17 protein-coding genes and 3 pseudogenes are annotated in these 18359 nt (G+C 55.3%); 4 read left to right on the top strand and 16 right to left on the bottom strand.

Annotation, left to right across the window (positions count from 1 at the left end):
* From KYE_RS08255 to KYE_RS08235, 6 genes are all read right to left on the bottom strand, one after another.
* On the bottom strand, nt 1–1176 hold the full coding sequence (locus KYE_RS08255) for an efflux RND transporter periplasmic adaptor subunit (RefSeq protein ID WP_008172274.1): 1176 nt from the start codon (nt 1174–1176) through the stop codon (nt 1–3).
* A 276-nt stretch (nt 1177–1452) separates the two neighbouring features.
* Complete coding sequence (locus KYE_RS08250; protein ID WP_008172270.1) at nt 1453–1785, bottom strand: tRNA-binding protein; 333 nt, start codon at nt 1783–1785, stop codon at nt 1453–1455.
* 16 nt (nt 1786–1801) lie between these two features.
* A complete protein-coding gene (locus tag KYE_RS08245; RefSeq protein WP_008172268.1) occupies nt 1802–2701 on the bottom strand; it encodes a DMT family transporter in 900 nt (299 codons plus the stop codon).
* A gap of 89 nt (nt 2702–2790) precedes the next feature.
* Nucleotides 2791–2943, bottom strand: a complete 153-nt coding sequence (locus KYE_RS22330; RefSeq protein WP_202945857.1) for a helix-turn-helix domain-containing protein — start codon at nt 2941–2943, stop codon at nt 2791–2793.
* Nucleotides 2909–3523 carry an AraC family transcriptional regulator gene (locus KYE_RS08240; RefSeq protein ID WP_008172266.1) on the bottom strand — a complete coding sequence of 205 codons (615 nt, stop codon included), beginning with the start codon at nt 3521–3523 and terminating at the stop codon, nt 2909–2911. Before KYE_RS08240 ends, KYE_RS22330 begins: the two co-directional genes overlap by 35 nt.
* Before the next feature lie 64 nt (nt 3524–3587).
* Nucleotides 3588–4751 (bottom strand): iron-containing alcohol dehydrogenase, encoded by a 1164-nt coding sequence (locus KYE_RS08235; RefSeq protein ID WP_008172264.1) that lies wholly within the window; start codon nt 4749–4751, stop codon nt 3588–3590.
* Nucleotides 4752–4917: 166 nt separating this feature from the next.
* Here KYE_RS08235 and KYE_RS08230 point away from each other — a divergent pair, with 166 nt between their 5' ends.
* On the top strand, nt 4918–5805 hold the full coding sequence (locus KYE_RS08230) for an AraC family transcriptional regulator (RefSeq protein WP_008172262.1): 888 nt from the start codon (nt 4918–4920) through the stop codon (nt 5803–5805).
* Between the two features lie 14 nt (nt 5806–5819).
* On the opposite strand, the gene KYE_RS08225 is transcribed toward KYE_RS08230, so the two are convergent.
* The 3 genes from KYE_RS08225 to KYE_RS08215 form a co-directional block, all read right to left on the bottom strand.
* Nucleotides 5820–6770, bottom strand: coding sequence for a LysR family transcriptional regulator (locus tag KYE_RS08225; RefSeq protein ID WP_008172260.1), 951 nt, complete (start codon nt 6768–6770; stop codon nt 5820–5822).
* A gap of 134 nt (nt 6771–6904) precedes the next feature.
* Nucleotides 6905–7228, bottom strand: coding sequence for a thioredoxin (gene trxA, locus KYE_RS08220; protein WP_008172259.1), 324 nt, complete (start codon nt 7226–7228; stop codon nt 6905–6907).
* Between the two features lie 118 nt (nt 7229–7346).
* The gene (locus KYE_RS08215) at nt 7347–8372 is read right to left on the bottom strand and encodes a lipid A deacylase LpxR family protein (protein ID WP_008172257.1); all 1026 of its coding nucleotides are present in this window, start codon (nt 8370–8372) and stop codon (nt 7347–7349) included.
* Nucleotides 8373–8664: 292 nt separating this feature from the next.
* Between KYE_RS08215 and KYE_RS08210 the strand changes: the two genes are divergently transcribed.
* Nucleotides 8665–8916, top strand: coding sequence for a hypothetical protein (locus KYE_RS08210; RefSeq protein ID WP_008172254.1), 252 nt, complete (start codon nt 8665–8667; stop codon nt 8914–8916).
* 88 nt (nt 8917–9004) lie between these two features.
* Here the strand turns inward: KYE_RS08210 and KYE_RS08205 are convergent, their stop codons facing one another.
* Nucleotides 9005–10114 carry an alcohol dehydrogenase family protein gene (locus tag KYE_RS08205; RefSeq protein WP_008172251.1) on the bottom strand — a complete coding sequence of 370 codons (1110 nt, stop codon included), beginning with the start codon at nt 10112–10114 and terminating at the stop codon, nt 9005–9007.
* Nucleotides 10115–10274: 160 nt separating this feature from the next.
* Here KYE_RS08205 and KYE_RS08200 point away from each other — a divergent pair, with 160 nt between their 5' ends.
* A complete protein-coding gene (locus KYE_RS08200) occupies nt 10275–11141 on the top strand; it encodes a LysR family transcriptional regulator (protein ID WP_008172249.1) in 867 nt (288 codons plus the stop codon).
* 665 nt (nt 11142–11806) lie between these two features.
* Here the strand turns inward: KYE_RS08200 and KYE_RS22325 are convergent.
* Nucleotides 11807–12295 (bottom strand): DUF6560 family protein, encoded by a 489-nt coding sequence (locus KYE_RS22325; protein ID WP_008172247.1) that lies wholly within the window; start codon nt 12293–12295, stop codon nt 11807–11809.
* Nucleotides 12296–12396: 101 nt separating this feature from the next.
* Between KYE_RS22325 and KYE_RS21100 the strand changes: the two are divergent.
* A pseudogene (locus tag KYE_RS21100) lies at nt 12397–12606 on the top strand (IS110 family transposase); the annotation flags it as partial.
* A 532-nt stretch (nt 12607–13138) separates the two neighbouring features.
* Here the strand turns inward: KYE_RS21100 and KYE_RS08180 are convergent.
* The 5 genes and pseudogenes from KYE_RS08180 to KYE_RS22320 form a co-directional block, all read right to left on the bottom strand.
* The gene (locus KYE_RS08180) at nt 13139–13597 is read right to left on the bottom strand and encodes a hypothetical protein (protein ID WP_008172243.1); all 459 of its coding nucleotides are present in this window, start codon (nt 13595–13597) and stop codon (nt 13139–13141) included.
* A gap of 207 nt (nt 13598–13804) precedes the next feature.
* Nucleotides 13805–16312 carry a heavy metal translocating P-type ATPase gene (locus tag KYE_RS08175; RefSeq protein ID WP_008172242.1) on the bottom strand — a complete coding sequence of 836 codons (2508 nt, stop codon included), beginning with the start codon at nt 16310–16312 and terminating at the stop codon, nt 13805–13807.
* Nucleotides 16312–16539: a hypothetical protein gene (locus KYE_RS08170; RefSeq protein WP_008172241.1), complete on the bottom strand. Its 228-nt coding sequence runs from the start codon at nt 16537–16539 to the stop codon at nt 16312–16314. Before KYE_RS08170 ends, KYE_RS08175 begins: the two co-directional genes overlap by 1 nt.
* 27 nt (nt 16540–16566) lie before the next feature.
* Nucleotides 16567–17921, bottom strand: a pseudogene (locus tag KYE_RS08165) (APC family permease).
* A 23-nt stretch (nt 17922–17944) separates the two neighbouring features.
* Nucleotides 17945–18229: pseudogene (locus KYE_RS22320) on the bottom strand (hypothetical protein); the annotation flags it as partial.
* Nucleotides 18230–18359 lie beyond the last annotated feature (130 nt).

Here is an 18359-nt window from a genome sequence, read left to right as displayed (position 1 = left end):
TCAGAACTTTACGACAGCGGTCTGCTGGACTTCTGGTGCGTGTTCTTCAAGCGTGAAGGCCACGTCGGACGGTGCCTCTGACAGCATGACCGGAGCGATGGTCATGCCCGGACCTACCTTGGCCGTCCCGTTCGCCACCAGTACATCGCCTTCGGCAATGCCCTGCTCAACCACACGGAAGGTACCGAAACGCTCACCGACGGTTACCGGGGTGTAGCTCGTCTCCCCCTGCTCGTTGACCGTCAGCACGAAGCGGCTGTCGAGATCGGTTGCGATGGCACGATCAGGAACCATGATCTTCTGCTCGGTTGCGGCCACGGCAATTTTCACACGGGCAAAGGCACCCGGTACCAGAGCCTCTCCGGAATCGGCCAATACCGCGCGCAGACGCAGGGTGCCCGTGTTGGTATCGATGGTGTTATCAACGAAGTCGATCTCGCCCACGTGGGGGAAGTCCTGCTCTCCGGTGAGCTGAATACGCACCGGCGAGCCCAGGGCGTGATCGCGGGCGCGGAAGAATCGATACCAGGTGCCCTCATCCATATCGAAGTAGGCGTACCGGTTCTGATTCGAGGCGATGGTGGTCAACCGGCTTTGGTTCGCGGTTACGGTATTTCCCGCGGTAATGTTTGCCCGGGAAATAACCCCGTCAATTGGCGAGCGGATCGTGGCATAGCTCAGCTGCAGTTCCGCCTCCTTGAGCTGGGCGTTGAGTGAGGAAACCTCGGCCTCGGCCTGCTGGCGCGCGGAATCCCGCAGCTCAGCCTGTTCTTCAGAAATGGCGTTGCTCCGCAGCAGGCGCCCTGCCCGTTCGGCTTCCGCCTTGGCCTGATAGAGGGCCGCTTTTGCGCGGGACAGTTCGGCATTAAGTTGCTCCACTCGGGCTGTCAGGTGACGGTCATCCAGCTGGAACAGGATGTCGCCTTTGCTCACCTTCTGACCTTCTACGAAGCGCACCTCATCAACCACACCGGACAGTCGGGGCCGCAGCTCGACGTTTTCTGGGGCTTCAATACGGGTGGTGTAGGTTTTCTGGGGCTGAACCCGGGCACTGGCGGCGGCAACCACCTCTACCGAAGGCGGCTCCGGCTGGCTCGCGGTGCCCTGAGCTGCGCTTTCGCAGCCGGCAAGAACAAACACGGCCGCGCTGAGCACGGCAAGAATTCGATAAGCCATGAGCTTGATCCTTAATCGTTCGTGATGGGGACTTCCGAGCCGGCGCGGTGAGGTTGGACCTCGGACCCGCGCCGGAGTGGTTCGTGGAGGGAATTATCTTTGCTCAAGCAGGGTAAATATAATCACCATGCGGTATTGCACTCATCATCACTGGTGATAATGCTCAGGATTCATGCAGGAGGGGGATTTGGAGAGCCAGAACGTCCTCAGAGTCAGGGCGCTGATCGACTCTCTAGGAGAGAAAGCCCGGGAACGCAGCGAACCGCACTCTTTAGATTAAAACAGCCGTTCCCCATTCTCGACCTCAGAATCAGGGCTTACCAGCGTTACCACGCCTGTTTCGGTTTTGAACCCGGTTACGAGACACTCAGAGACGAACGGACCGATCTGCTTCGGAGGGAAGTTCGTGACAGCCAATACCTGCTTGCCCAGCAGGTCCTCCTTCGAATACAGCTCCGTAATCTGGGCACTGGACTTTCGCACGCCCACTTCCGGGCCAAAGTCCACTTTCAGTTTGTAGGCCGGTTTTCTAGCTTCAGGGAACGGCTGCACTTCAATAATGGTGCCAACTCTTAATTCCACTTTTTCAAAATCTTCCCAGGAAATCATTCTTCATCCTCCGTTGTTACACAGCTTCATGATTTACAGTTTTGGCAGTCTCTGTGTTTCGGGTTTTTCCAGCTACCAGTGATCCGGACACAATCAGCGTGCTGGCACCTGCGACGGCCATGGTTGCCTCGCCGAAGCCAAAAACGATGAGCAAGATGACCGAAATGAGGGGTGCGCTGTATGCCAGGGTTCCCAGCAGCTGGATGTTCCCGTGTTTTACCCCGTAATCCCAGGTGAAAAAGGCTATGCCCACGGGACCAAGGCCCAGCCCGACCACTCCGACCCATTGGCTTGCGCCATCCGGCCACACCGTTTGCTCCCACATCAGGTGGCACATCCAAGCCAGGACCGCGGTAACACCACAAAACCAGCCAACAGCATCGGTAGGCACAGATTTTACCAGACGGCTGAGCACCGAATAGGACGACCAGATCAAGGCGCAGGCGAACGCCACTAAGTAGCCATCCAGATTCTGGGCACTGAAGCCGCTGCTATTCCGACCGATCAGCAACCAGCAGCCAACCAGTGCCATCACCGCCCCGGCGATGTGCTGTGCCCGCAAGGACTCGCCCGGCAAGAGCGCCGAAAACAGGACAATGAACAGCGGCCAGAGATAGGCCAGCAGGCTGACCTCGACCGCCGGTGCCAGGGTCATGGCCTTGAAGTAGGCAAAGTGATAGCCGAACAGGCCCACCACACCGATGGTCCAGGCAAATGCGGATTGCTTCGCGAAGCGGATGCCCGAGTGCCCGCCCTTGAACCAACGGACACACATCAGTGCAAAAGCCAGTGTAAAGGTCATGGCCATGAGCTGAAATTCCGGAATCTGCCCGCCGGTAAGCTTGGTCAGCAAAGCCAGGGTGCCCCATAAAAGCACAGATATTGAGCCAATCCAGGTGGCGGATGCCGCGGTCATAGTTGCGTCCCTCTAAGTCAGAGATCAATCAGTTCAGACGCAACAGCTTATTGAGCCGGTGATGGGCAGGCTTCCAGAATTCGGAAGGGTTATTTAGAAAGTCGGCGAAAATGACTGGGAGAATGCCCGAAATGTTGGGCGAATCTATCACTGAAGGCTGACAGTGAGCTGTACCCGACGGCGTCGGCGATATGCTGGATCGACAGGTCACCCCGCTCGAGAAGTTGCCACGCCGTCTGCATGCGCAACTCCGTCAGGTAATGATGGGGGGGGCAAGCCCACCTGCTCCCGGAACAGCTGGTTCAGTTGCCGCACACTCAGGTGCGCGATGGTGGCCAGTTGATTAACGGTGATCTTTTGGTGGAAATGCTCGTCGATGAAGCGTTTCGCCACGTCCACTCGACGATCCAGCCGTAAACGGTCTCCAAAGCGCTCCTGCAGCAGCTGGATCAGCAACAGCAACATCTGGTGCTGAGTCTGGGAGCCTTCCGCGCCCTGTTGCAACTGGGCATGGAGAAACTGCACGTAATGCTCCAACCCGGCATCGAGCTGCACGAAACAGGGCAGCCGGTCCAGCATCGGAGCCAAGCCATCTGGAACGTCTGCGACCACAAACCGGTTGTCATCCCGGGCTTCGAAATCGTGATCCTGACCGGCGGCGATGATCGCCGCTCTGCCCTCAGCCACTTCCCCGGCCCGACTATTTACCGACAGAGAAAGTTTTCCCACCAAGGGCAGCACCAACTGATGATGATCATGGGCGTGTGTTTGCCCATGATCGCTGTAACTCTTCAGTTGGATTTTTGATCGCGCGTTCTTCATGGTTTCGCATCATACAGAACAGCGTTCACTTCGGGCAGGTTATCGATCGATGCTCCGGGATTTCTCACTCACTGAAGGCATCGATCAAAACCTGGTGGCTGATCTCTGGTGTCATGTCGCCCCGCTCCGAGAGCTCGGTCATACCATGGGCTTTCAACGCCTCGACGATGTCGGCCACCTGATTTTCTTTGACCCCGTATTGATCCAGTCGCGTTGCAACTCCCAGACTTTCGAAAAAGGCTCTGGTCTGGGCGATGGCCTGATTGATGCGCTCTTCCTCAGAGCCGTCGACGATGCCCCATACTCGCTCGGCGTACTGCAGGAGTTTTTCCCGCTTCTGCTCTTTACGGAGTTTCCAGACCGACGGCAGGATAATGGCGAGACTCTGCCCGTGATCGATGCCGAACATGGCGGTCAGTTCGTGCCCAATCATATGGGTACTCCAATCCTGGGGAACGCCCACGCCAATGTAGCCATTCAGCGCGGAGGTAGCCGCCCAGACCAGATTTGCACGGGCATCGTAGTCCTCCGGGTTGGCCAGGGTGACCGGGCCCACCTCGATCAGGGTCTTGAGAATACCTTCAGCGGTGCGGTCCTGAATCTGCGCGTTGACCGGATAAGTTACATACTGTTCAACCACGTGCACGAAGGCGTCGACCACGCCGTTGGCGACCTGCCTGGTGGGCAGGGAGAAGGTCAGCGACGGGTCCAGGAACGAGAACGTCGGATACAACAGCGGGCTCATTACCGGCCATTTCCCGCCCTTATGGGAGACGACGGCGCCCATGTTCATTTCAGAGCCTGTCGCCGGCAGGGTGGCGACGGTGCCGAGTGGCAGTGCCTGTTCCACTGGAAGGCCGGCAAAGCCATGCTCCAGCAGACTTTCCTCGTCGCCCTCAAACGGCGCAGCCGCGGCCACGAACTTAGTGCCGTCCATCACCGAGCCACCGCCAACGGCCAGCAGGAAATCGACGCTTTCCCGGCGGACAAGATCCACCGCTTCCATCAGGGTTTCGTAGCGCGGGTTGGGCTCAATGCCGGCAAACTCGAACACCGTCCGATTACCCAGGCCGGCCAGAACTTTATCGAGGGTACCGAACCGCTTGACGCTGCCGCCACCGTACAGAACCAGCACCCGAGAATTCTTGGGAATGAGCTGATCCAGCTCCTGCAGACGGTCTTTGCCGAAAACAATACGGGTTGGATTGTAGAAATCGAAATTTTGCATAATCCTCTCTCCTCATCAAAGCGTGGAGAGATTGTATCGCCGCAAGACCAAATCAGAATGGGCATTTCGATCACTGGCATGCCTTTTCCTATCATTAACGACACGACTAGGCATTTTAATGCATCGCAGGTAAGATGGCGTCTTCACCCATTCAGGAGACCGACCGATGCCCACACTCGCCCAACTGCTGGCCCCACTTGCAGCGACCGAGGGCTACAACCCAACACCGATTGAGGGCGTCGGGGTCTACCGAAGCAACGAAACCACGGGCAGAGAGCCGCTCTGTTACAGCCAGGGCATCATTATCATGGCCCAAGGCACCAAACGGGTGTTTCTCGACAACCAGGTGTACGAGTACAACCCCGACAACTACCTTGTGCTGACCCTACCCACGCCCGCTGACTGCGAGGCAATCACGCCACCCGACGGTCCCCTGCTCTCCCTGGTCATGGACCTGGATCTGTCGGCATTGCATGAGCTGGTGCGGATTTTTGATGAGTGCCGGCAGACCGGCGGCGCCAACGCTCCTTCGTTGAATGCGCACACCTTGTACGTGGCTCCGGCCACTCGCGCCTTCAACGCCAGCGTGGTGCGGCTTGCCGAGGCGCTGAATGACCCGCTGGCGGCCAAGGCCCTCGGACCGGGCCTGAAAAAGGAACTGTTGCTGCACGCGCTCCGGGGCCCGAACGGCGCCTCGCTGGTAGATCTGGTGCGGCATAACACCCAACTTTCCCGACTGGAGCCGGTGCTCAAGCACGTTCATGCGCACTTTTCGGAACCGCTGGATGTCGAACAGCTGGCCGCTCTTGCCAACATGAGTCCGGCGACCTTCCACCGCAATTTTCGGCAGGTGGCTGCGCAGTCCCCCATCCAGTACATCAAACGCATCCGGCTCACCCGAGCCCGGGAGTTGCTTTCAGATCAGGGTGTGAAGGTGAGCCAGGCCGCATCCCTGGTGGGCTACGAAAGCGCGAGCCAGTTCAGCAGGGAATTCAAGCGGTTTTACGGGCAGCCACCACAAGCGGTCACTATGGCGCTGCAAACCACCGCCTGAAACGCTGCATCGACTCAGACAGCCTTCAGCTGGTGCCGTCCACAGGGAGAATTGACCATAATGTCATGCCACCGTTCCTGGAGCAGATTCTCCATCTTCTCCCGGAGCCAAACGACTCCGGGGTCGCGGTCATGACGGGCGTGCCAGATCAGGTATAGACTCGTCGGATCGACGTCGAAGGGAAGCTCACCCATCCATAGGCCGTTCACGAAACCACAATCCTGGCTGATCAATTCTGGGACAGCAGCAATGAGGTTGGTTTCTCTGAGTACTACCGGAACTGTTGAGAAATGATTAACAGTCGCCGCTATCCGGCGGCTCATACCCTTCTGATCGAGATAGCTGTCCACGAAGCCATGGGCATCGCCTGACATACTTACCAGAAGATGTCGCGCCTCAAGGAATTCTTCCATGGTAATCTGTCGACCGGCCAGCGGATGGTCGGCGCGCATGGCGAGCACGTAGCCCCCCTCGAAAAGCCAGGTGCTTCGCAGGCTGTAATCGTGTTGAGATAAAACGCCCACCGCCACATCAACATGGGCTTCTCTCAGATCGGCGTGGGTGCCTTCGGGTGTGTAAGGCACCGCGTGTACATCAACACCGGGCGCTTCGCTTTCAAGCATTTGCACCAATTGACGCCAGATCATTTCAACAATGGCATCCGTGACCGCAACACGAAAGGTGCGGTTTGACGTGCTCGGATCAAACTGGGTTGCGCTGACCGCGTTGGTCAGTGCAAACATGTGATCGCTGACCTGGTCCCAGAGGCTTAATGCATAGGACGTGGGTTCAATCTGACGCCCTTTTCGCACAAAAAGAGGATCGTTCCAGATCTGACGCATTCGCGATATAGCATTGGAAACCGCCGGCTGCGTCATGGCGAGCCGGTCTGCTGCGCGTGTCACCGACCGCTCGGTCATGATGGCGTCAAAAATATACAACAACTGTAGTTCTTGTGTTTTCATTCCATATACCTGGGGCGATTGAACCGGCATAAGTCTGGCCCGGATTACACACAACCGCAATTGCGGTATTCCTGTAGACCTTTTGCCGCCCACAGAACGCAGAAAGCCTCCGCTAGGGAGGCTTTGGTTCCGGTTTACAGATGTCCTTTTACAAAGGTTCTCAGTTCACCCAGGCTTCCGGCTCCGGTTTTCTGGGCGATCATTCCGCCGTCATCAAAGAGAGCCAGCGTCGGAATGCTCCGGATACGCATTCTTGCAGTAATCTCGGGGCTGTCGTCCACGTTGACCTTGGCGATGGTTAGCGCCTCGCCGAACTCATCGGCGATCTCCTCTAGCATTGGTGCAACAGTTTTGCATGGCCCACACCACGGTGCCCAGAAATCCACCAGCACCGGCTGCTCGCTTTGCTCGACCGCTTCTTTAAAGTTTGTATCGGTTACTTCGATGATCTTGCTCATTTCACAGTCTCCTTTGCCCTGTGGGTTAGTGAAAGAATGAGGCCTTCACGGGGTTAAAACTAATTCCGGTGCGGTATATGTTCCATTCAGTGATCTGCTGAATGGTCACCGGCGGCCTTCACAGCCGCTTGCTAAACACAATGCCACCCCAGGCGAGCGTGCGGTTTCCCGTACCAGATTTAATTTCGGAGCTTTGAACTCGCAGCACGTAACTGATTTCGCTGCCGCCGAGAAAACTGTGGGTGTAGCCTCCCCAGACTTCAGCCAGCAGAATGTTCAGATCATTGGCGGTCAGCTCGTGGTCTGAATCGCGAAACTGCCCCTGAAGAAATGCGTTGTACGCCCGCGCTTTTACGGACAAACCGCCCCAGAAATAGCTCTCACTGCCACCTGGTGCCGAAACACCCGGCGCTCGTTCGCCATAAGCCATCAGCTCAGGGTTAAAACGGTTGTCTGGCGAGGAAATCAGTCCATCACGGAACACCAGCGCCGCGCCGAATTCCGTCAAATAGCCCACTGATCCAAAATAGGTCACTTTGTATTGCTGATCGGGTTGGCTGGCGTCCAGGTACTGGTGATACGCCGCTGAGTATCGGAACGTCGGCTCACCGCCCTCCGAGATCTGATGATCCCATCCGTTTGCGCGATCGCTACCCACCACCTTGTGCACAGCATTTTGCCCGGCTTTGAACGCGTCGAGCCCGAGAATCCCGACGGTCATCGACGTTGTCCAACCGGAGCCTGCACCGGGGGATTCATAACTCTGGCTAGACGACATATAGACCAGGCTGCTGTATGGCCGATCACTTCGATCAATGTCCGATGCGCTGATCTCCTCAGGGGTAAAACCATAAGCACCGAATTCAAGCGCGGCGCTTTCGGGGATTTCGACGCTGCCCCCCACAATAGGTAGCAACAAACCGTCCAAGCCTTGGCTCACCTGGGACACGGGGTTATCAATGAATTCTTGTGAGTTGGATGAATAGGTAATGGCGAGACCCGCTGTATAGTCTCTGTCTGTTTGTGTCGGCGCAAACAGGTCATTGTCTGTCGAAAGCGCAAGTACCGAGTCGCCAGGCTCTGCGTGCGCAAAAGGAGCGAATACAACTGTTGCGAGGGAAGCAATTAGTAAACGACGAAACATAGCCAACTCCGAATTCAGATCGGTCGAAAAGTTGGCTGCTATTTTTCAAGTAGCGGGCTGGCAGGACTAATTATGGATTGATATTCAAAACATCATTGAGGGTTATGTATAAGCATAAATACGGCCACTAAATGTGCGGTTGCGCGTTAGTTACATCACGGAAAATGATGTTAGCCATACCGTTTAAGAATTATTCCTTCGGCAGCCTTCGCCTCCATAATTCTCCCATCTGATGCCCGAACAGCTTTTGCCGCGGGATCAGCTGAACCCACTCAATGTTTGGAGAATTGAAATGCGTAAAGCTGCACTGATTACCCTGGCTTCACTCATGGCTGCGACTGCCCTTCCCGCTCACGCAACTCTGGCAGACCGAAAGTCAGACCAGCCGAGCACCGAAGAGGCCCATCCCGCGCCCTACAGCGGCCAGGTCGTTATTCGTGGTGAAATTCAGGACCGGAACGCGAACCATGAAAACGCAGAGCCGGCCCCTTACAGCGGTCAGGTTGTTATCCGTGGCGAGGTGCGCTCCGAAAGCCACGGTTGAGGCATTCCTGTTTCAGAAGTTTCATTTGCGTCTTGGCACCAGGGACGGTGCGTTTTTATCAGCTTTCTCTTCCTACCTGCTCTCTTGTTCAGTGATTCTGTTCGGCAACTTCAATCGCGAGTTTGCCGGAGAAGCGCTTGGTCATAAAATCTTGCTGAGCCGTTACCACATCACGCAGAGCGTATCTTTTCGCTACTACGGGCCGGATTACATCCCGCTCAATGTAGCCAATCAGATTCTCGAACACCTTTTTGGGCTGCCAGGTGGAACCCAACAGGCTCAGATCTTTCAGGTACAGAGTACGAACATCCAGCTCCACCATTGGCCCTGCAATGGCCCCCGAGGCGACGTAACGACCGCCTCGGCTAAGCACCTCCAATAACTCCGGCCACTGCGGGCCAGCGACCAGATCCGCCACTACCTGAACGCTGTCCTGCTCCAGTACTTCCAGCAGCGATTCCCCCCTGGGAACGACCTGGTCAGCGCCCAGCAAACGCACCTCGTCGAACTTGGATTCACCGCACACGGCGATGACCTCGGCACCCCGGCGTTTCGCCAGCTGAATTGCTGCTGATCCAACGCCGCCGGAAGCGCCTGTGATTAGAATCCGTTCTCCGGCTTTCAGGTCGGCTCTGTCCAGCATGCCTTCAGCGGTTGAGTATGCACAGGGAAAAGACGCCAGCTCGGTGTCGCTCAGTGTGCTGTTAACCGCAAACACTTCGCTGGATCTCGCCACGGCATACTCGGCGTAGCCGCCATTGCACTCGGAACCAAATGTGATGAGGTTGTAGGAGGACGGGTTATCAGGCGACTGTTGCATGGGGCGAACCAGCACTCGCTCGCCGATCCGTCCCCGGTCCACTGCCTCACCGACCGCAACGATGGTTCCGCACACATCGGCTCCCTGAATACGCGGAAAGCTCAAGGGCTTTCCGGACCAGGTACCGTCTTCCTCGCTGGCCGTCTCAAATCCGGATGCCGCTCCTTGATCCGTTCCCGTTGTCACGCCCTTGGAATACCAGCCTGTGCGGGTATTTATGTCGGTGTTGTTAATGGCACTAGCACCGACCTTGATAAGCACCTCTCCCACCCCGGCCTTGGGCACGTTAAGGTTCTCCCGGAATTCGAGTTTATCCAAACCGCCATGCCCGGTGAGAACAACTCCTGTCATGGTCTCAGGGATATCGATGTGATTCATGGTGTCATCTCCTCGTTCGTGCCAGACCCATTGGCCTGATCACTAAATCGTCAATTGCAATGAATATGGCGACATCATAAAAGTGCAGAGTAGTTCAATCAAACGAATATTGCTGATATGATAATTTAGGTTTTGTGATACATGAACGAAGACGAATCCTATGAAACCCTTACTGGATCTGGACCTATTGAACACCTTCGCCGCCGTGGTAGAGGCAGGCGGTTTTAAAGAGGCATCGAGTCGCTTGTACCGCTCGCAAGCAGCTGTCAGCATGCAGATCAAGCGCCTGGAAGAACAGCTGGGGCAGCGACTTCTTGAACGGAGTAACCAGGGCATCAAGCTTACGGAGCCCGGTAAAACGTTGCTGAGTTACATTGACAGACTGCTGCGTCTGAACAATGAGACGCTGAGTGCGCTTAGCGCGGAGCCCCTGCGAGGGCCGGTGCACTTCGGAATACCCACAGATTATGCCCACCCGTTCCTAAAGCAGTTCATTCCTCGCATTCGGAAGGCCTTTCCCGAGCTGGTGCCCCGGATTACCTGTGGCCGCAGCCGTAAACTCCGGGAACTGGTAACCACCGGGGATCTGGATGTGGCCATTGTTACGGGCGAGCCTCAGTTCTCCCCGGAGAAAAACTTGTGGTCGGAAGCTCTGTACTGGTATGCCCCGGCCGGGCTACCGATCAATACAGAGGAGGCACTCCCGGTTGCCTTGCTGGAAAGCGACTGCGCGTTGCGGGATCTCGCTGCCTCGGATCTGAGGCAGTCCGGCTTGGACTATCATCCGGTACTGACCAGTTCGGACATGGCAAACCTATACTCGGCGGTCGAATCTGGACTGGCAGTGGCCCTTTTGCCAGAGTCGTCGATTACGTCCTCAAGGGTTCGCCCTTTCCAAATCGATCAGCTACCCGGGCAAAGGCTGCTGACCATGAATATAATTGACGCAGGCACCCTGAGCCCCAATTTCATGCAGCCCCTTCAGGAATGCGTCTTGTCGGCTGCCCGGGCCCTTGTCAGAGGTTGATGACCAGGCACACAGACCAAGCCGGTATGACTGAAAAAACCAGGGCACACCCCGATATTCTTTAAATACTTCGCCTCTCCGCGATCAGTAGGAACGGATCATTGGACATCAGGTGCCAATGTTATTAGATGATCGCGAGGAGGAGGCATCGAGAATCCTTTTATTTAGAGTAGTTGGGAAGGCGTAGGCGGTCGCAAAGCGAACATTCGGATAAGGCGACCAATGCCAATGGAGTTGTCTCCGTTTTGGACTTACCGCGATGCATATGACACACCTCAGCCTCAAACGGAGGCCTTTTCAAAGGCCTCGGGACTAACGGGATTGGTTAAGTGACAGCACTGCTGAACATTCCGTACGACGAGAGACCAAATAACGTGAGTGGTAGGACAATATATGCAACTGCATCAGAATACCCCCAACGAGACTCGCGCTTGCGTTTTGAACGCAGCTTGCAAACGGAATATCCGAATAAGGCAAATATGCACGCCCCAGCGTAAGGCATCCAAACTACCTCCTCAGAAGCCAGCAACGACACCGGAATTAGGGGAGACAAGCACCATAGAGTTGCTACGAAATGGGCTCCATCTACCAACTCAACGACTCTGCTCATGTCAATTAACGCCTTGCGCATCAGTTGGAAGTCCATGGCGAGGTTGATGCGTTGGTTAGGTTTGGTCATTTCTTGATATTGAGCGAACATAATTATAAAACTCAATGCTACCCGCCATATGAAGGAAGCATTCAACTTTTTGTCCCTTCGCCCCGACTATTTTAAACGAGGACCCATACCGGCCACGGCTTATGGACACGACTTCCGAAAGCGGTAATCTGACTCTTTTGCCGAAAGCTGATTGGTAGTAAATCATCTTTTCATCGAACCAAATTTTTCGACGAAAGACCTCATTCAAGCTCACTAGCCCTACTCCGACGATAGAGAAAAGAAACCAGTAAACTACTTGAATAACTCTCTCTTCTTGAATTGCAGAATATAAAACAAGGGAGAAAAACAAAGTGAATACGATCACAACTACCTTGAGTACCCAGCCATATTGAACAACCAGCCAACTTCTATCTATCGAAACCTTACCGCTAAGTATAATCCAAAAGAACACAATTTGAGCAAGGAATAGAAGTACATTGTAGAGATACTCCATTAAAACACCTAACGAATGATATAAGCTTCCCCTGCTCCCCAGGCATCGATGTGCCACATTGAAGGTGTCTGACGTCTTCAGCCAGAGCAGGAGGGGTCATCATGAATGTTACAACCATTGGCATTGATCTGGCGAAAACTGTGTTCAGTATTCACGGCACCAATCAAGACGGCAAGGCCGTGGTTCGTAAACGGCTCAATCGCCCTAAGCTGCTGGCGTTCTTCGCGTAACTGCCACCGTGCCTGATCGGCATGGAGGCCTGTTCCGGTGCCCATTACTGGGCTCGGGAGTTAACCAAACTTAGCCACGATGCTTGGATCACGTACTCACCAATGTTCGCTATTGTTTAATTGCGTCCCCTGCTTACAAGGCTTGTTGTTTGCCTCCAATCTTTCCGTTCCAGCGAGACTATTCCAAACTCCGAGTCGGACGCCGAATTTAGCACTTTGTGTGGAAGCCCAGGCCAGCGCCCTATTCTAGAATCAACTTTAAGTTTGTTTAGCACTTTGTGTGGAAATCGTGCCGTAACCCTCTGATTCTCTGTTTCACGGGTTTAGTACTTTGCTTGGTCGTCTATTCGGCCAACAAGGAACCCGCCGCACGCGGGTCCCCCCCTTGTTTAGCCACTGGCTATGACACAGCCTGTAATGCCATGCGTTCGCCCGTATCCCTTGTGCCACGTGGCTTTCAGGGGTTTTCAGGCTTGAATACTGGGCCGTAATTTAAGGGGGGCGGCCGATTTTGGAGTTTGTACCCCCCCCCTATTAGACGGAGGGTGGTTGGCCGAGATTCAGTGTTAACAAGTGGTACTGAGCTGCGCACTGTCGCAGATATCAAACACAGTCAGAAATCATCCATACGGCCAATCTGGCGGGCCAGGCGCTTGGTTTCATTCTCTCCCAAGGTCAGGAGCGACTGGAGCAGCTCCCGTGCTTCGGGAATTTCGGCTTTTTCGACAAGGGTCTGATAGAGATCAAGAATTTGCTCGTGGACGTCGAACACTTCACGGCAGATGCCAGCAATATCAAGCCTCACGTATGGCTCGTCGCAGGTCCGATGGGTTTTTATGGGATCATGAGATAGATAATCGTAAACGCGACTCTCCAATGCCTTCGCATCTCCCTGGCGCTCAAACTCCCTCACAATGCGCTCGATTTCAGATTCATGGGTGGCCAGATAGTCCAACAGGGCCCTTGCCTGCTTGTCTTCGTGCTTTGTTTCACAATGGGACAGACACCGCGCCAAGTGCGAGTGGAGCTTGCTCGTCCAGTCAATTAGCTCTCCGAGTGTTTTGATATCCATACGGGCTCATCCCTCGCGGAAGGTATACTTTAAAAAATACACTTAAACGCTGTTTCCGAACAGGGGCCTTTACTCGACTCCAATGCACTCCACCGGGCATAGCGAACGCAATGACCCCCGCACCCAGGCCGATGCAGCCAATGGCAAATTGTTCGCTCATCACCGCGCTTTGCACTGCGTCCGGCCCAGCAGCAGAGCTCATCCGGCCTACCGGTGATCCTTCTCGTAACGCCGACGCAGTAACATTGAGTTACCAATGACCGAGAGCGAGCTGACAGTCATCGCCACTACACCAATCATCGGATGCAGCAGCCCCGCCGCAGCTATAGGAATAGCCGCAGCGTTGTATCCACTGGCCCATAGGAGGTTCTCAACGATCTTTTTGAAGGTCGCACGTGACAGCACCATGGCGTCAACAACACCAGATAATTCGCCACGGACCAGGGTAACGTCAGCAGCTTCGATAGCCACATCCGCACCAGCGCCTATGGCAATGCCTACGTTAGCCTGTTTGAGTGCCGGGGCGTCGTTAATGCCATCACCCACCATGGCAACATGATTGCCGTACTTTTCCTGCAGTTCCCGAATGGCATCCACCTTACCTTCCGGCAACACCCCGGCGCGAACCTCGTCGATGCCTACTTCGCGGGCAACCGCGTTGGCTGCACGCTCGTTGTCACCAGTCATCATCACAACATACAGTCCTTGCTCGTGCATGGCCCGAATGGCGGCCACCGATTCGTCCTTGAGCGTGTCGGCTACCGCGACAATGCCGTAGGCCTTGCCGTCACGGGCAACAATAACGGCAGTTCTGCCCTGATCCTCAAGGTCGGAAAGACTCTTGTCCAGGGCCTCCAGTCCATTAACGCCCTGCTCTTCCAGCAAGAGGCGGTTACCAATCAGCACGGTGCTCTCACCGACCCTTCCCGAAACACCTCTGGCGCCGGTGGAGCGGAAATCAACAACGTTCCCGGGTTTGATTCCACGTTCCCGGGCACCGTCCACAATGGCACGGGCGATGGGATGCTCAGAAGCATTTTCTACCGCGGTGGCAAGCTCCAGCAGTTCGGTCTCCGAAACGCCGTCGGCGGGTACTACATCGGTAAGCTTCGGCTCACCCCTGGTAATGGTGCCCGTTTTATCGAGGACCATTACCTTGACGTCCTTGAAGGTCTGAATGGCCTCTCCAGAACGAATCAGGATGCCCCGCTCGGCGCCGACGCCCGAACCCACCATCAGCGCAGTCGGCGTTGCCAACCCCAATGCACAGGGGCAGGCAATTACCAGCACAGCAATAGCCGCCAGGATAGCCAGCACCGGCGTGGCCGCCGTCGGGTCTACCCACGGCAGGAAAGCGGCGCCCCATTCAAGGATTGGTCGGAGTGTATCGCCTGCAAACAGCCAGACCACAAGACTGCCCAGGGCAATAACAAGAACCAGCGGCACGAAGCGACCGGTCATGCGGTCAGCAAACTCCTGGATTGGCACCCTGGAGCCCTGAGCCTCGTCGATCAGTTTCACCACCTGGGCCAGAAAGGTATCACCACCAACACGGGTAGCCTTGACTCTCAGGCGACCTTCCTTGTTGATGGTGGCACCAATAACCGTGTCTCCCGTGCTTTTGTATACCGGGACAGACTCGCCAGTGGCAATGGATTCATCCAGATGACTCTCACCATCCACCACTTCACCATCAGTGGGCACCTTGTCACCGGGCCGGACAATCATGATGTCGCCTGGAGCCAAATCCTTCACGGGAATTTCGACCTCTTCCCCTTCCCGTTCCACGCGGGCGGTCTTAGCGCCGAGGGTGAGCAATTTCCGGATGGCCTCCGAGGCCTTGCCCTTGGCTTTTGCTTCCAGGTACCGACCAAGCATATGGAAGGTCATGATGGTAACGGCCATTTCGATGAAAGAGGTCATCGGATAGACAAAGCCCACCAGACCAATCAGGTAGGGGGGAAGGCTGCCCATGGAAATGAGCACATCCATGTTGAAGGTGCCATTCTTCAGTGAACGCCAGGAAGCCTTGTGGGTAGCGGCACCGCCATAAAAAAACACTACCGGGAAGCCGAGCACTGCAATAATAGCCAGATACCCCGGAATGGGCTGCCAGAACATATGAAACATCATCAACACCATGATCAGTGTTGTCGGTACCGCAGCGATCCAGAACCTGCGTAATGCAAGCTTCAGATAGGCCTCTTCAACGGCCGAGTCCTCCTCCTGACTGGCATCTCCCTCAAGAGCGACAGCAGCAACATCATATCCGGCGCCCTCTATCAGCTCTTTCAGCTCATTTTCTGTCGGCCCATCCGAGCCGACTACCACGCTCACTGTGTGATTGGCTATGTTGGTTGACGTCGTCTGCACGCCGTCGTGTCGCGCAAGCGTACTCTTGATAATACCCGCACAATGGTCGGACCCCATTCCGGGTACCGTGACCCTGAAAGTCCTGCCACCCACTTCCCTCACGGAGGCCACATCGTAACCGGCACCCTCCACAGCGTGTTTTAAGGCTTCCCCGTCAGGCCCCGACGCAAGGGAGCGAACACTCACCTTATGTTTGGCAATGTTAGTCTCTATCTGGTCGATTCCGTCCAAGCGGCCAATCGTTTTGTTGATAATGCCGGCGCAGTGGTCTGACCCCATTCCCGGCACAATCAGCTCAAGGTCCCTTTGCCTTTGCGGTGCCTGTGTTTTCGTACTGTTCATCAAGATCTCCCGTCATTGTTTCTGTTGCTTGGCCAGTCACTGAACGCTATGAAATAAAGTAATACGAGATTGACGATGGGAATCAGTATCAGGAAGCCCATCCAGCCCGGATACCCGGTACGCTGGCAAATACGCCAGGCCGGAATCACAACTACAATGGCAATCACCAGCATCCACAGCCAGTGCCCTGCCCACATGGTGTTGCCAAACATATTATCTTCCATCATAGCACTGCCCTCCACGTCGAATGCCGGTTAATGGTGATCATGAGCATGAGATTCCTCATCTCCCGATTGCCGGGAATTCTCGGACTTTTTCAAAAAAATCTGCTCTGCCACTGCAATAACGATCATGGTGGCCACCGCAACACCGATGACAAACGGGTCCGTATTCAGCTTGACCCACACAAAGCCCCCAAGAACGAGCAAATCCAGCAAAATGGCCATGACTGGCACCCAGGCGCTGGCCTTCACGTCTTCGCGTAGATAACGAAGAACACCCCAGTGAATCGCAACATCCATTACCAGGTAGAACACGATACCCAGCGCAGCAATCCGGGAGAGGTCAAAAAAGGCCGTCAGGACCAGCCCCAGGACCACTGTATAAACCAGGGTGTGCTTCTGAATACTGCCTGGCATGCCGAAATGCCGGTGGGGGACCAGTTTCATTTCCGTCAGCATCGCCAGCATCCGGGACACCGCAAAATGCTGGCCAGAATGCCTCCGGCAGTAGCCATCATGGCAATGGCAACGGTGAACCACACGGCGTACTCCCCCAGTGCCGGGCGGGCGGCGGCGGCAAGGGAGTAGTCCTGTGTCTCGATAATCTCGGCCAGGGACAAGTTGCTGGCAACAGCAAAACCAACCAACGTATAGATCACCACGCAGGCTGCAATGGAAATAATGATCGCCCGTCCTACGTTCCGCTTGGGGTCTATTACTTCGGAGCCGCTGTTGGTAATGGTGGTGAAGCCCTTGAAAGCTAGAATTCCGAGCGCGGTTGCTCCAAGGAAGTTGCCCACAGTTCCGGCCTCTCCGGGATTCGAGAAGTCAACCGATATGGAGTCGGCGACCCATACCCCCACCAACCCGAAAATCAGTATGCCGCCGATTTTCAGGACGCCGATAAAGGAAGCCACACCCTGAATCATCCGGTTACCCAGCAGATTTATGAGAAACGCTGCCAGGATCAGTGACACCCCGAGAATGGGCACCATTCGCCCGCTTTCGTCGCCACCGAAGAGCTGCATGGTGTAGGAGCCGAACGTGCGGGCCAGAAAACTCTGGGCGATCACCATGGAAAAGTACATCAGCAAGGCGTTAAATGCGGTCGGCAGCCGGTTTCCGTAGGCCTTGTGTAAGTACATGCCGATACCGCCCGCAGACGGGTACGCATCGGAAATTTTGATGTAGGAATAAGCACTGAAGCTGACGATCACGGCGGCCGCCAGAAACGCCAGGGGGAACAGAACGCCCGTCATCTGTGCCATCTGTCCGGTCAACGCAAAAATACCAGCGCCTATCATGACGCCGGTACCCAGCATGACGGTTCCTGGCAGGGTGAGACTGCCTTCCTGATAGCGAGTGGTTCTGTCTTGCTCCCTGCTCATTCAACCTCCGGTTATTGTCGTTTCTATTTACGCTTCATAGGTGGAATTTTGGAACAGCAAAACGGATCATGTTTTGCGTTGGCCCGAACATTGTCGTCTGTAAACCGACACCACGCCAGTTTCCGCTGGGTCCACCACCCGGCCTGCAACCCGCCTCCGTGGGTTTTGATCAGTTCCATTAACTCGTCAAGAGACCAATGGGTTCCATCGTAGACGACATGCAGCTGGTTGTTCGGTTTGCGCTCGGCAAAATCAACACAGGGATGATGGTTGAGTTCATGGATGAAATCGCCCCACTGACTCTCGCCAAATCACTCACCATTTTGGCACGTAGATGCCGGTGAGGTGAGGAGGAGTCCATCCCATTGATTCAGGTTACTGATGAAAATGAATAATCACGGTAATCCTGATGCCTATGCGCCGTATCCTCTTGGCCGT

Origin of the sequence: Marinobacter manganoxydans MnI7-9, assembly GCF_000235625.1 — a bacterium.
Classification (GTDB): domain Bacteria; phylum Pseudomonadota; class Gammaproteobacteria; order Pseudomonadales; family Oleiphilaceae; genus Marinobacter; species Marinobacter manganoxydans.
Note: the sequence above shows the minus strand (reverse complement) of the source record. Positions and strands in the feature narration are given on the sequence as shown.

Bases quoted from the DNA above. Each gene is read 5' to 3' on its own strand.
- KYE_RS08255 (WP_008172274.1), bottom strand. From the start codon at position 1,176: ATGGCTTATCGAATTCTTGCCGTGCTCAGCGCGGCCGTGTTTGTTCTT.
- KYE_RS08250 (WP_008172270.1), bottom strand. From the start codon at position 1,785: ATGATTTCCTGGGAAGATTTTGAAAAAGTGGAATTAAGAGTTGGCACC.
- KYE_RS08245 (WP_008172268.1), bottom strand. From the start codon at position 2,701: ATGACCGCGGCATCCGCCACCTGGATTGGCTCAATATCTGTGCTTTTA.
- KYE_RS22330 (WP_202945857.1), bottom strand. From the start codon at position 2,943: ATGCAGACGGCGTGGCAACTTCTCGAGCGGGGTGACCTGTCGATCCAG.
- KYE_RS08240 (WP_008172266.1), bottom strand. From the start codon at position 3,523: ATGAAGAACGCGCGATCAAAAATCCAACTGAAGAGTTACAGCGATCAT.
- KYE_RS08235 (WP_008172264.1), bottom strand. From the start codon at position 4,751: ATGCAAAATTTCGATTTCTACAATCCAACCCGTATTGTTTTCGGCAAA.
- KYE_RS08230 (WP_008172262.1), top strand. From the start codon at position 4,918: ATGCCCACACTCGCCCAACTGCTGGCCCCACTTGCAGCGACCGAGGGC.
- KYE_RS08225 (WP_008172260.1), bottom strand. From the start codon at position 6,770: ATGAAAACACAAGAACTACAGTTGTTGTATATTTTTGACGCCATCATG.
- trxA (WP_008172259.1), bottom strand. From the start codon at position 7,228: ATGAGCAAGATCATCGAAGTAACCGATACAAACTTTAAAGAAGCGGTC.
- KYE_RS08215 (WP_008172257.1), bottom strand. From the start codon at position 8,372: ATGTTTCGTCGTTTACTAATTGCTTCCCTCGCAACAGTTGTATTCGCT.
- KYE_RS08210 (WP_008172254.1), top strand. From the start codon at position 8,665: ATGCGTAAAGCTGCACTGATTACCCTGGCTTCACTCATGGCTGCGACT.
- KYE_RS08205 (WP_008172251.1), bottom strand. From the start codon at position 10,114: ATGAATCACATCGATATCCCTGAGACCATGACAGGAGTTGTTCTCACC.
- KYE_RS08200 (WP_008172249.1), top strand. From the start codon at position 10,275: ATGAAACCCTTACTGGATCTGGACCTATTGAACACCTTCGCCGCCGTG.
- KYE_RS22325 (WP_008172247.1), bottom strand. From the start codon at position 12,295: ATGGAGTATCTCTACAATGTACTTCTATTCCTTGCTCAAATTGTGTTC.
- KYE_RS08180 (WP_008172243.1), bottom strand. From the start codon at position 13,597: ATGGATATCAAAACACTCGGAGAGCTAATTGACTGGACGAGCAAGCTC.
- KYE_RS08175 (WP_008172242.1), bottom strand. From the start codon at position 16,312: ATGAACAGTACGAAAACACAGGCACCGCAAAGGCAAAGGGACCTTGAG.
- KYE_RS08170 (WP_008172241.1), bottom strand. From the start codon at position 16,539: ATGATGGAAGATAATATGTTTGGCAACACCATGTGGGCAGGGCACTGG.